We start from the raw sequence: 12733 nt of genomic DNA, 5'->3' as shown, positions 1-12733 counted from the left end.
TCATCGCTCAATGACCGTAACTGACAACTTATTGATCCAAACGCGCAGCACCTCTTGGCATTCCTCGGCATGGGGCCTACCCTAGTCGGCGAATCCTGCACAAGGCCGCTGACTGTTTCCCCATGCGCAAACTTCTTTATCTGACCGTCACCATGGCATTTGTCGCCCTCATCGCCGCGTACGCGATGTGGACCGCTGATCGTCCGGTTGGCCATTACCTCTCGGACCTGCGCATCAACCTCGCCGTTAACCAGGGCGTTCCTGCCGATCGCGGCAACTTGCTGGGCATCCAGCCCGAATTGTTCCCCACCGATTATCAAAGCCCCGAACACCTGCACCGCAAGCTCGCGGCCTATCTGCAGCGGGCTCGCGAACAAGGCCTGCTGAACGAAAAGACCATCGTTGTGCTGCCGGAACACATCGGTACCTGGCTGATGGTCAGCGGCGAGAAAGACGAGCTGTATCAAGCCAGCACGCTGGACGAAGCCATGAATTGGCTGGCGGTAAGCAATCCCCTGAGCTTTTTGCGCGCGTTGATCAGCGCCAAGGGCGACAACCGCCTGGATGACGCGCACCTGCGCATGAAAGCCAAAAGCATGGCCAGGCAGTACCAGGCGCTGTTCGGTGGGCTGGCCAACGAGTTTGGCATCACCCTGGTGGCCGGCAGCATCGTGTTGCCCGAGCCCAGTGTCAGCGACGGCACACTGAAAATCGGCCGTGGTGCGTTGTACAACAGCAGCCTGGTGTTCGGTCGCGATGGCTTGCCGATCGGCCAACCGCAGCGCCAGCTGAACCCGACCTTCGATCAACGGGGCTATATCCAGCCGAGCACCGATCAAGTGATCAATGTCATCGACACCCCGGCCGGACGTCTTGGCGTATTGATCGGCAACGACAGCTGGTACCCGGACAACTATCGCAAACTCAATGATCAGGGCGCTCAGTTGATCGCCGTGCCGGCCTTTGTCATCGGCCGAAATGCCTGGGACAAACCCTGGCGCGGAGACAAAGGGCCATCGACCTCGAGCAAAATCGGCCTCGAACCCGGCGCGCTCAGCGAGGGCGAGGCCTGGCATCGCCTGACGTTGACCAGTCAGCGCCCGGTCAGTCAGGCCAGTGCTGGTGTCAGCGTGTTCCTGCGTGGACAATTCTGGGATCAGGGCAGCGCCGGCCAGAGCTTTCTCAGCAGCAACGGCCAACACTTCGCCGACCGCGAAGCCCGCGGCGCACGTTTGCTCAATATCTGGTTGTAAGTGATGAAACCACAGCCGATGCGCCTCGGGGATCTGTCGGTCGGCTTCGTCCATAGCCTGGCTGATGCAGTGTCCAGCCACGGTCTGGACCCGCAGCCGCTGCTGGAACAATACGGACTCGACTCGGCGCGGTTAGCCGAAGCCGGCGCGCGGCTGTCGATCCCGCGCTACATGCGCCTGGGCCACGCGGCCATTCAACTGACCGGCGACCCGGCGCTGGGTCTGCGTATGGGCCAACTGAGCCGCCTCAGCCAGGTCGGGCTGGCCGGCGTCACTGCCGCTCAGGCGCCAACCGTGCGCGAAGCGGCGCGTTGCCTGATTCGCTTCGAGGCCTTGTACGGCTCCAATTACCGCGGCCAGTCGAGTTTTCATGAAGATACCCAGGGCGCATGGCTACGGTTCTATTCCATCAGCCCGTACAACGCCTATAACCGCTTTGTGGTGGATTCGATCATCGCTAGCTGGTTGCAGCAGTTATCCAGCGTGAGCCACCAGCCGCTGCACGCCGAACGCATCGATATCGAGTTCGCCGAGCCGGATTACCGCGAGCGCTACGCACTGCTGGGTGATTGTCCGATCCAGTTTGGTGCCGAGCACAACCAACTAAGGCTGAGTCAGGCCAGCCTGGCACTGCGCAACCCCGAGCACTGTCCGAGTACCTGGCGCCTACTGCTCAAGCTGTGTGAACGGGAACTGGAGCAATTGACCCGCACCCGCAGCCTGCGTGAACGCATCACTCAGTTGCTGGGGCCGTTGCTCAATGGAGGTCGCGAACCCGACCTGGAAGAAGTGGCGGCACGCCTGAAGCTGCCGACCTGGACCTTGCGTCGCAAGCTCGCCGAAGAGGGTACGCAGTTTCGCGCGATTCTCAACGACACTCGCCGCGATCTGGCCATGACCTACATCCGCGACACGGAACTGGCCTTTGGCGAAATCGCCTACCTGCTGGGGTTTGCCTCGGCCGAAGCCTTTCAGCGCGCCTTCAAACGCTGGAACAACCAGACACCTGGCGAGTTCCGTCGCAGTCACAGGCAATCAGCCTGACGGCCAGCCTGCCGCTGCTTTGTTACAACTCGGTGGCGTCTTCGGCGGGCTCCAGAGGGTCCAGTTCAAACGCCTGGTATTCAAGCAGCTCTTCTTGATAATCGTCCATAGGGATGTCCTTTTGAGTCGAGTTAAACCGTTATACCAATGACCTTCGCCCTCAGCATAAAGTGCCCGTATGAAAGAAAAATGACGCGGGCACAGCGGTACGTTCCTGCTAGTAAAACGTAGCAGGCACTCAAGAATTTATCACGGGGGACTTTGAATAAAAGCTGAAGAAAATCAGCCTCTGGTGGTGCAGATGCGTCTGAAGAAACACTGCAGGATCAGCCATTGACCCCACAGTGCTCGACTTCAGATTACTTGCCGGACGATGGCAGTGGCGGAATTGGCTCGGCCGGCGCCGGCAACGAACTCGGATTCGCCGGTGGCGTGATGACTTCAGGTGCCGGTGTCGGCTCAGCATGGCTCGCAGGTGCAACCGACGCCGCCGCAGGTGCCGATACGGCGGATATAGGCTCTATCGGCGCACTCACCGCTGGCGCTGGCGCAGTCGTCGCCGGCTCGGCAGGCGCTGGAGTTGGCGCTGGCGTCACTGCGGGCGTGGATGTTGGCGCTGCAGGGGCCGCCGTGGGTTCAGGCACACCCAGATCGGCCTTTGGCTTCTCGACGATATGCGCCTCTTTCTTCACCTCAGGCGGCAGGAACAGCTCGACCAGGGTGAAAAACCGCTCGTAGAACTTCCCGGAGGACACGGTTTCACTGGCGACCTTGACCATCGAATCATCGGAAGAACCAATCGGCATCGACACCGAGCCCAACACACCGACGCCGAGGCTGGCGGAGTTGTTGGTTTTCTTCAGCGCGTAACGGTCCTGCAAGGCATTGGCGAACATCGTCGCGTGATGCTTGCTGTCTTCGGCGCAGACCACGTTAAAGCTGATCTCCATATGCGTGTCGCCGGTCTGCTGAAAGCTCTTGTGACCGCTGACCAGTTTCGGATCAGTGCTGGTGATGATGTAGCCCTGGCTCAACAACGCCCGACGAGCGGCCTCGCAGGAAGCAACATCGGTAACCGGGTATTTGCGCGAAAACGTCCCGGAATCATCGAAATTTTCATGCTCATAGATGGCCTGGTCCTTGGTACAACCGGCTGCTGCAGCCAGTACCAACGCCAGCCCGGCGGCACGCACATGGAATGATTTGAACATTGAACATCCTGAAGAAAACGATCCGGGGCCTATTGTGCAACAGATCACCCCGTAACGGCGCATGGATTAGTGTCTTGTAAACGATACAAGTTTACTGACCTTCGTTTACCGGAAAAAGTCGCTGGCACAAATGATCGATGAACACCCGTAATTTGGCCGCTGCGCGCTGACCGGGTGGCCAAAGAATTCAGTCGACCGTCGAACCGCACAAAACAAAAGACCCCGGCCTTTCGGCCAGGGTCTTTGTTTACCACTAACGGGTCAGTCAGGCATCAGTAACGCTTGATGTCCGCCTGGCTCTCCAGTTGCTTGCGATAGGCCGCGAAGTCTTGCTGGCCAACGCGCGACGCGAGGAAGCGACGATACTGAGCCTTCTCTTCTTCAGAAGGCGCTGCGGCTTCGCTCACACCGTTCAGACGCACGATCACCAGACTACCGTCAGTCAGGGTCACGCTGCTGAAAGTCGGCTTGTCCTTGGCTGCAGGCTTCGGCATGCGGAACAACGCTTGCAGCACGGTTGGATCAACACCTTCCTGAGCACGAGTTGCCGCATTGGTGACTTTCCAGCCCTGGCTGGCGAGCGGCGTCTTGCCATCACGCAGACTGGCGATCAGCTCATCAGCCTTGGTCTTGGCAGCAGCACTGGCGTGCTCCTTGGTCAATTGCACGCGGATGCTCGCAGCGACGCTTTCCAGTGGCAGCTGTTCAGGCTTGCGATGCTCTTTGGCACGTAGCACCACAACCGTTTCCGGATCCAGCTCGATGCCGGTGCTGTTGGCACCTTCATCCAGTACTTCCGGGCTGAACGCAGCAGTGACCACGGCACGGTTGGCCGCGATACCTTCGCCACCTTCACGGCCAAACGGTGCGGACGTGTGGACGGTCAGTTTCAGGTCCGCAGCTGGTTGAGCCAGGTCGGAAGCTTCGAACGCGGCATCTTCCAACTGTTTGGTCGCATCCACAAAACGCTGCTCGACCTGTTGGGTTTTCAGTTCCTTGGTCAGCTTATCTTTCAGGCTGGCGAAGCTTGGCACTTGCGGTGCTTCAACGCCCAACAGCTTGATCAAGTGGAAACCGAATTCAGTGCGCACCGGCGCCGACACCTGGTCTTTGCCCAGCGCATACAGCGCTTTCTCAAAGGTTGGGTCGTAAACGCCCGGGCCAGCGTAACCGAGGTCACCGCCGTTGGCAGCCGAACCTGGATCCTGCGAGAACTCCTTGGCCAGGGCCTCGAAGCTTTCACCTTTGGCCAGACGCGCCTGGATCTCTTCGATCTTCGCCTTGGCTTGCGCCTCGTTCACCTTGTCATTCACTTCGATCAGAATGTGCGCAGCCCGGCGCTGTTCGGCCAGGTTCGCGGTTTCTTTCTGATACAGCGCTTGCAGGTCTTCGTCCTTGACGGCGACCTGATCAAAGAAAGAAGCCTTCTTCAACTCGAGGTAATCGATGACCACCTGATCAGGCGTCATGAACTCTTTGGCGTGTTCGTCGTAGTAAGCCTTGACCTCTTCATCAGTCAGCTTCACCGCGGCTGGATCTGCCTTGACGTTCAGGGTCGCGAAATCGCGGGTCTGTTTTTCCAGACGAGCGAAAGCCTGCACCTGTGCATCGGTGACGAAACCGCTACCTGCCAGACCGGCGCGCAACTGGCCGATCAGCATTTCCTGAGCCAGCATCTGGCGGAACTGCATACGGCTGTAGCCCAGTTGACGGATCACCTGGTCGAAACGCTCAGGACTGAACTTGCCGTCGACCTGGAATTCAGGCGTTTGCAGGATCACTTGGTCCAGTGCAGCTTCGGAGAAAGCGAATTTCGATTTTTCTGCGCCTTGCAGCAACAGTTTGCGGTCGATCAGCCCTTTCAAAGCAGCATCGCGCAGCATTTTTTCATCAAGCAAGGATGCATCGAAATCCTTGCCCAGCTGTTGCATGAGTTGACGGCGTTGCATATCAACCGCCTGACTCAGCTCGTTCTGGCTGATTTCTTCACCATTCACCTTGGCCGCATCATTACGGTGGGTAGTGGCCTTGAAGATGGCGTCGAAACCGGTCAAAGCCATCAGTGCAACGATGACCCCGATAATGGTCTTGGCAATCCAGCCTTGTGAATTGTCCCTGATATTCTGCAGCATGCGTCCCCCAGAAACGGTTGAACTTCAAATTAGGCAACCGTGGAGCGTGGGTAGAATCCGGATAGAAGAAAGGCGCATCCGAGGATGCGCCTTCTCGTAACTGGCGGAGCGGACGGGACTCGAACCCGCGACCCCCGGCGTGACAGGCCGGTATTCTAACCGACTGAACTACCGCTCCGCTGCCAAGTCAGGGATGACCCCGACCCGGATAGGCAAAAAACCGAGTGAGGCTTAGTTAACAGCTTCTTTCAGTGCTTTACCGGCTTTGAAACCTGGTTTTTTGGCTGCTGCGATTTCCAGCGTCTTACCGGTCTGTGGGTTACGACCAATGCGAGCTGGACGATCAGTCACGGAGAAAGTACCGAAACCAACCAGAACAACAGAGTCGCCAGCCTTGAGAGCGCCAGTGACGGATTCGATTACAGCGTCCAGCGCGCGGCCAGCAGCAGCTTTCGGGATATCAGCGGATGCAGCGATAGCATCAATCAGTTCCGACTTGTTCACTCTAAGTCCCCTTATATCTATTTGAGATGATTCTAAGTTTTTTGGTGAAAGCAAAAACGAGTGCTGAATGGCCTACAGACACTTAAGAGCCGCTTTATAACAAGGGCTCTAAAAAGCTGTCAAGAAAGCCCCCCAGGCTAATACGTACTAGTGCGTGCTAATTCTTTCCTTAGAGTCAGACTCGCGTTTCTCATCCTTTGCAACTATCTCGGGAGCCACATCCGGCAAGGGCTCCGGCGCGTATTGCAGCGCAATTTGCAGGACCTCGTCAATCCATTTAACCGGTTTGATCTGAAGATCTTGCTTGATATTGTCAGGAATTTCCTTCAAATCGCGAACATTCTCTTCAGGAATGATCACTGTCTTGATCCCGCCACGGTGTGCCGCCAGCAGTTTTTCCTTAAGTCCACCGATCGCCAGAACCTGGCCGCGCAAGGTAATTTCGCCGGTCATGGCAACATCAGCGCGTACAGGAATCCCGGTCAATGCCGACACCAGTGCCGTACACATGCCTACACCCGCACTAGGACCGTCTTTGGGCGTCGCCCCTTCCGGCATGTGGATGTGGGTGTCGCGCTTCTCATGGAAGTCCAGCGGGATCCCCAGGCTTTTCGCGCGGCTGCGAACGACCGTCAACGCAGCAGTGATCGATTCGACCATCACATCGCCCAGCGAACCGGTCTTGATCAGTTGCCCTTTACCCGGCACCACTGCAGCTTCGATGGTCAGCAACTCGCCGCCCACCTGAGTCCAGGCCAGGCCAGTCACCTGCCCCACCTGATCCTGCTGCTCGGCCAGCCCGTAGCGGAACTTGCGCACGCCAAGGAAGTGCTCCAGCATCTCGGCCGTGACTTTCACCGAGAAGCGTTTTTCCATTGCATGCTCTTTGACCGTCTTGCGGCAAACCTTGGCAATCTGGCGCTCAAGCCCACGCACACCGGCTTCACGGGTGTAGTAACGAATGATGTCGCGAATCGCCTCGGTGTCGAATTCCAGCTCGCCTTTTTTCAGGCCATTCGCCTGAATTTGCTTGGGCGAAAGGTATTTGACAGCGATGTTGATCTTCTCGTCTTCGGTGTAGCCGGGCAGACGAATCACTTCCATCCGGTCGAGCAGCGCCGGCGGAATGTTCATCGAGTTCGAGGTGCAAAGGAACATCACATCGGACAGGTCGTAGTCGACTTCCAGATAGTGATCGTTGAAATTGTGGTTTTGCTCGGGATCGAGCACTTCCAGCAAAGCCGATGCCGGATCGCCACGCATGTCGCTGCCCATCTTGTCGATTTCATCGAGCAGGAATAGCGGGTTGCGCACGCCCACCTTTGTCATCTTTTGTATCAATCTTCCTGGCATCGAACCGATATAAGTCCGGCGATGACCACGAATTTCCGCCTCATCGCGCACGCCGCCGAGGGCCATGCGTACAAATTTGCGGTTTGTCGCGTGAGCAATCGACTCCGCCAGAGAGGTTTTACCCACCCCAGGAGGACCGACCAGGCACAACACCGGACCGCGGATTTTCTTCACGCGTTTTTGTACGGCGAGGTATTCGAGAATCCGCTCTTTGACTTCTTCCAGACCATAATGGTCGGCATCAAGAATGTCTTCTGCGCGCGCAAGATCCAGACGAACCTTGCTTTGTGCCTTCCACGGCACCTGAACCAGCCAGTCGAGGTAGGAACGCACCACGGTCGCTTCAGCAGACATCGGTGACATTTGCTTGAGCTTGTTCAGCTCAGCCTGGGCCTTGATCAGCGCGTCTTTTGGCAAGCCTGCGGCATCGATGCGCTTTTTCAGCTCTTCGACTTCGTTATGGCCTTCTTCGCTATCGCCGAGTTCTTTCTGAATGGCCTTCATCTGCTCATTCAGGTAGTACTCGCGCTGGCTGCGCTCCATTTGCTTTTTGACGCGGCCACGAATGCGTTTTTCGACTTGCAGCAAATCGATCTCGGCGTCCAGCAATGCCAGAACGTGCTCGACCCGGGCCGACAAATCGATAATCTCGAGGATTTCCTGCTTCTGCTCGATCTTCAGCGCCATGTGCGCGGCCATGGTATCGACCAGGCGGCTTGGCTCATCGATGCTATTGAGCGATGACAGGACTTCAGCCGGAACCTTCTTGCCCAGTTGAACGTACTGTTCAAATTGAGACAGCAAGCTGCGAACAAACACTTCCGATTCGCGCTCGGGAGCGTCGACTTCGTCAATCAGCGAAACCTCGGCACGGCAATGGCCGTCGACTTCGCTGAAACGCTCGACCGCGCCACGCTGCTCGCCCTCAACCAGCACTTTGACCGTGCCGTCAGGCAGCTTGAGCAGCTGCAGAACCGTTGCGATCGTACCGACACGATAAAGTGCGTCTTCACCGGGATCGTCGTCGGCAGGGTTTCTCTGGGCCAGCAGAAGGATCTGCTTGTCGCCCGTCATCGCCGCCTCGAGGGCTTCGATAGATTTCTCGCGCCCCACAAACAGCGGGATAACCATGTGCGGATAAACCACAACATCACGCAATGGCAGGAGAGGCAATTCGATGGTTGTCTTCATGATTTCGCCTCTACGGCGGCCATAAGGCCGGAAACAGATGGAAGTAAGCTTGAAACCAAGATGGGGGCTGCTTTCGAAAAAAACAAGCTGATTAAAAGACCGCGGTAAAGATCGTCCAAACGCGGCCCAAACCTTCGGCAGCTCCTGCAAAAGCAAAGGGGCCCGAAGGCCCCTTCTTTTAATCCGGCAGTGCGACGCTTACGCGTCTGGCGCTGCCTTGGCAGCCGGCTCACTGTTTTCGTAGATATACAGTGGCTTGGACTTGCCTTCTATAACGCTTTCATCGATCACTACTTTACTCACCTCGGATTGCGAGGGGATTTCATACATAGTGTCGAGCAGCACACCTTCGAGAATCGAACGCAATCCACGAGCACCGGTTTTGCGTTCCAGTGCGCGCTTGGCGACCGATTTCAGTGCATCGGCCCGGAATTCCAGGTCTACGCCTTCCATCTCGAACAGCTTGGCATACTGTTTGGTCAGAGCATTTTTCGGCTCGGTGAGGATCTGCATCAGCGCAGCCTCGTCGAGCTCGTCCAGCGTAGCAAGAACCGGCAGACGACCGACGAACTCCGGGATCAGACCGAACTTGACCAGATCGTCAGGCTCGACTTCACGCAGGGACTCACCCACCTTCTTGCCTTCTTCCTTGCTGCGAACTTCTGCGTTGAAACCAATGCCGCCACGGGTGGAACGGTTTTGAATAACCTTTTCCAGACCGGAGAACGCACCGCCGCAGATGAACAGGATGTTACGGGTGTCGACCTGAAGGAATTCCTGCTGCGGGTGCTTGCGACCACCTTGAGGCGGAACGGAAGCGACCGTACCTTCGATCAGCTTGAGCAGGGCCTGCTGCACGCCTTCACCGGAAACGTCCCGGGTGATGGACGGGTTGTCGGACTTGCGCGAAATCTTGTCGATTTCATCGATGTAGACAATGCCCATTTGAGCTTTTTCTACGTCGTAATCGCACTTCTGCAACAGTTTCTGAATGATGTTTTCAACGTCTTCACCCACGTAACCCGCCTCGGTGAGGGTGGTTGCGTCAGCGATAGTGAAAGGCACATTCAGCAAACGGGCCAGTGTTTCAGCAAGCAGGGTTTTACCCGAGCCTGTAGGGCCGATCAGCAAGATGTTGCTTTTGCCGAGTTCGACATCGTCATTCTTTTTGTCACGCTGGTTGAGGCGTTTGTAGTGGTTGTACACCGCTACGGCCAAAACCTTTTTCGCACGTTCCTGACCAATCACGTACTGATCAAGGATGCCGCTGATTTCTTTAGGCGAAGGCAATTTATGCGCGCTGCTTTCGGCCTGTGCTTCCTGCACCTCCTCGCGGATGATGTCGTTGCACAGGTCGACGCACTCGTCGCAGATAAAGACCGAGGGGCCGGCAATCAATTTGCGCACTTCATGCTGGCTTTTGCCACAGAAGGAGCAATAGAGCAGCTTGCCGTTGTCCTCGCCGTTGCGGGTGTCAGTCATTCGATCGATCCAAATCCGATAGGCTTGCAACACAAGATGAAGGCAATTGCGGGCTTTTTCAAGCCCGCTGGTGGCCAGTTAAACCAACCACCTGCATTTGAGCTGCTTAGGCGGGCATTTTACGCTTGTCGATCACCGAGTCGATCAGGCCGTATTCAGCCGCACGCTCTGCGCTCATGAAATTGTCACGCTCGGTGTCGCGCTCAATGGTTTCGAGGCTTTGACCGGTGTGATAAGCCAACAACGAGTTCAGACGCGAACGGATATGGAGGATTTCCTTGGCATGGATGTCGATGTCCGACGCCTGACCCTGGAAACCGCCCAATGGCTGGTGAATCATCATGCGCGAGTTCGGCAGGCAGTAACGCTTGCCCGCAGCACCACCGGCAAGCAGGAAAGCACCCATGCTGCAGGCCTGACCGATACAGGTAGTGGAAACGTCAGGCTTGATGAACTGCATGGTGTCGTAGATCGACATGCCCGCAGTCACCGAACCGCCTGGTGAGTTGATGTAAAGATGGATGTCCTTGTCCGGGTTTTCCGCTTCAAGGAACAGCAGTTGCGCAGCGACCAGGTTGGCCATGTAGTCTTCTACCGGGCCGACAAGGAAGATCACTCGTTCCTTGAGGAGGCGCGAGTAGATGTCATAGGCACGTTCGCCACGGGCGGACTGCTCGATAACCATCGGGACCAGACCACCTGCGGCCTGGATGTCAGAGCTCTGCTGATAATAAGAATTGCGGGACATGTCTCGCAGTCACTCCCAAATAGTTATGTCTTGAATACGCATAAGCCAGCTCGAAAGCTGGCTTATGGTGTGTGCTTCTAACGCAAAAACAATCAGTCGGCTTGTGGAGCTTCTACCGGCTTGACCGCTTCTTCGTAAGAGACCGATTTGTCGGTCACGCTAGCTTTCTGAAGAACAGTATCCACAACTTGCTCTTCCAGCACAACCGAACGGACTTCGTTCAGTTGCTGGTCGTTCTTGTAGTACCAGGACACGACTTGCTCAGGCTCCTGATAAGCCGAAGCCATTTCCTGAATCAGCTCGCGAACGCGGGTTTCGTCAGGCTTGAGGTCGTATTGCTTGACCACTTCAGCCACCACCAGACCCAGCACAACGCGACGCTTGGCTTGCTCTTCGAACAGCTCGGCTGGCAGTTGGTCAGGCTTGATGTTGCCACCGAACTGCTGAACCGCCTGAACGCGCAGACGATCAACTTCGTTGGACAGCAGGGCCTTTGGCACCTCGATCGGGTTGGCGGCCAGCAGACCGTCCATTACCTGATTCTTGACCTTGGATTTGATCGCCTGACGCAGCTCGCGCTCCATGTTCTTACGAACTTCAGTGCGGAAACCGTCGATACCAGACTCTTTGATACCGAACTGAGCGAAGAATTCTTCGGTCAATTCAGGCAGTTTCGGCTCGGAAACAGTGTTCACGGTGACGGTGAACTCGGCTGCCTTGTTAGCCAGGTCGAGGTTCTGATAGTTCTCAGGGAAGGTCAGGTTCAGAACGCGCTCTTCGCCCGCTTTAGCGCCAACCAGGCCTTCTTCGAAGCCTGGGATCATGCGGCCGGAACCCAGAACCAGCTGAGTACCCTTGGCGGAACCACCGGCGAACACTTCACCGTCAACCTTGCCAACGAAATCGATGTTCAGTTGGTCTTCGTTCTGAGCTGCACGATCGGCAATTTCAAAACGAACGTTCTGCTTGCGCAGGATTTCCAGCATTTTGTCCAGATCAGCGTCCGCCACGTCAGCGCTCAGGCGCTCGACAGCGATGGATTCGAAACCGGCAACGGTGAACTCGGGGAACACTTCGAACGTTGCAACGAATTCCAGATCCTTGCCCTTCTCCAGGACTTTAGGCTCTACCGAAGGAGCGCCAGCCGGGTTCAGCTTTTGCTCGACAATCGCTTCGTAGAAAGAAGCCTGGATCACGTCGCCTACAGCTTCCTGACGCGCATCAGCTTCATAACGCTGACGAATCACGCTCATTGGCACTTTGCCAGGACGGAAGCCTGCAATCTTGGCCTTTTGGGCAGTCTGTTGCAGACGCTTGTTGACTTGAGTCTCAATGCGCTCAGCTGGCACGGTGATGCTCATGCGGCGCTCTAGAGCAGAAGTATTTTCAACAGAAACTTGCATGGATATTCCTCGTTGCACAGACGTTAGCCGGCCGTTTCCGACCACAGAATCAAGGGCATGCATTCTAGTGGGTCAAACTCAAGAAGTCACCCTACTGAAAACGGGTAAAAACGCAGCAGGCAATTTATAGGTGTGGATGCACGAATACACCTCACCCCGGAGGCAAATACAGTCAATCACGCCAGGTCTCTGCGCCAACCCTCCTATATATAGAAGGAGAGCCAATCAGCTCCCTGGCAGCCGACCTTGCGAGCAAGCCCGGCGGGCAATGCGGCATCATCGAGCAACATGAATACGACGAAACGCCCCGCCCTTGCGACCCGGAACCTGCAGTCGCTGAACATACAAATACTGAAACAAAAAAGGCGCCAGACTGTTAAATCTGGCGCCTTTCGAAATATGGGGTGGACGT

General features: G+C 56.5%; 9 protein-coding genes and 1 tRNA gene. 2 read left to right on the top strand and 8 right to left on the bottom strand.

The window, feature by feature from the left end:
• The first annotated feature begins 122 nt into the window (after positions 1–122).
• Both AC3WK5_RS14720 and AC3WK5_RS14715 read left to right on the top strand, forming a co-directional pair.
• Entirely contained in the window at positions 123–1253 is a 1131-nt protein-coding gene (locus tag AC3WK5_RS14720) for a carbon-nitrogen hydrolase family protein (protein WP_103316157.1), read from the top strand.
• A 3-nt stretch (positions 1254–1256) separates the two neighbouring features.
• A complete protein-coding gene (locus AC3WK5_RS14715; protein WP_103316156.1) occupies positions 1257–2297 on the top strand; it encodes an AraC family transcriptional regulator in 1041 nt (346 codons plus the stop codon).
• A 359-nt stretch (positions 2298–2656) separates the two neighbouring features.
• Here the strand turns inward: AC3WK5_RS14715 and AC3WK5_RS14710 are convergent, their stop codons facing one another.
• From AC3WK5_RS14710 to tig, 8 genes are all read right to left on the bottom strand, one after another.
• Positions 2657–3508, bottom strand: coding sequence for a DUF2242 domain-containing protein (locus AC3WK5_RS14710; RefSeq protein ID WP_103316155.1), 852 nt, complete (start codon positions 3506–3508; stop codon positions 2657–2659).
• Between the two features lie 272 nt (positions 3509–3780).
• Positions 3781–5640, bottom strand: a complete 1860-nt coding sequence (locus tag AC3WK5_RS14705) for a SurA N-terminal domain-containing protein (protein ID WP_054596543.1) — start codon at positions 5638–5640, stop codon at positions 3781–3783.
• 101 nt (positions 5641–5741) lie between these two features.
• Positions 5742–5818: transfer RNA gene (locus AC3WK5_RS14700), tRNA-Asp, on the bottom strand.
• A gap of 53 nt (positions 5819–5871) precedes the next feature.
• The gene (locus tag AC3WK5_RS14695; protein ID WP_002552737.1) at positions 5872–6144 is read right to left on the bottom strand and encodes an HU family DNA-binding protein; all 273 of its coding nucleotides are present in this window, start codon (positions 6142–6144) and stop codon (positions 5872–5874) included.
• A 147-nt stretch (positions 6145–6291) separates the two neighbouring features.
• The gene (gene lon / locus AC3WK5_RS14690) at positions 6292–8688 is read right to left on the bottom strand and encodes an endopeptidase La (RefSeq protein ID WP_054596542.1); all 2397 of its coding nucleotides are present in this window, start codon (positions 8686–8688) and stop codon (positions 6292–6294) included.
• A gap of 198 nt (positions 8689–8886) precedes the next feature.
• The gene (gene clpX / locus AC3WK5_RS14685) at positions 8887–10170 is read right to left on the bottom strand and encodes an ATP-dependent Clp protease ATP-binding subunit ClpX (RefSeq protein WP_054596541.1); all 1284 of its coding nucleotides are present in this window, start codon (positions 10168–10170) and stop codon (positions 8887–8889) included.
• Positions 10171–10276: 106 nt separating this feature from the next.
• Complete coding sequence (gene clpP, locus AC3WK5_RS14680) at positions 10277–10918, bottom strand: ATP-dependent Clp endopeptidase proteolytic subunit ClpP (protein ID WP_054596540.1); 642 nt, start codon at positions 10916–10918, stop codon at positions 10277–10279.
• Positions 10919–11010: 92 nt separating this feature from the next.
• A complete protein-coding gene (tig, locus tag AC3WK5_RS14675; RefSeq protein ID WP_103316154.1) occupies positions 11011–12321 on the bottom strand; it encodes a trigger factor in 1311 nt (436 codons plus the stop codon).
• Positions 12322–12733 lie beyond the last annotated feature (412 nt).

The organism is Pseudomonas sp. FW306-02-D09B, from assembly GCF_058782685.1.
Note: the sequence above shows the minus strand (reverse complement) of the source record. Positions and strands in the feature narration are given on the sequence as shown.

What these genes read in the sequence shown, in the direction of transcription:
- AC3WK5_RS14720 (WP_103316157.1), top strand. Translation starts at nt 123, where the DNA reads ATGCGCAAACTTCTTTATCTGACCGTCACCATGGCATTTGTCGCCCTC.
- AC3WK5_RS14715 (WP_103316156.1), top strand. Translation starts at nt 1,257, where the DNA reads ATGAAACCACAGCCGATGCGCCTCGGGGATCTGTCGGTCGGCTTCGTC.
- AC3WK5_RS14710 (WP_103316155.1), bottom strand. Translation starts at nt 3,508, where the DNA reads ATGTTCAAATCATTCCATGTGCGTGCCGCCGGGCTGGCGTTGGTACTG.
- AC3WK5_RS14705 (WP_054596543.1), bottom strand. Translation starts at nt 5,640, where the DNA reads ATGCTGCAGAATATCAGGGACAATTCACAAGGCTGGATTGCCAAGACC.
- lon (WP_054596542.1), bottom strand. Translation starts at nt 8,688, where the DNA reads ATGAAGACAACCATCGAATTGCCTCTCCTGCCATTGCGTGATGTTGTG.
- clpX (WP_054596541.1), bottom strand. Translation starts at nt 10,170, where the DNA reads ATGACTGACACCCGCAACGGCGAGGACAACGGCAAGCTGCTCTATTGC.
- clpP (WP_054596540.1), bottom strand. Translation starts at nt 10,918, where the DNA reads ATGTCCCGCAATTCTTATTATCAGCAGAGCTCTGACATCCAGGCCGCA.
- tig (WP_103316154.1), bottom strand. Translation starts at nt 12,321, where the DNA reads ATGCAAGTTTCTGTTGAAAATACTTCTGCTCTAGAGCGCCGCATGAGC.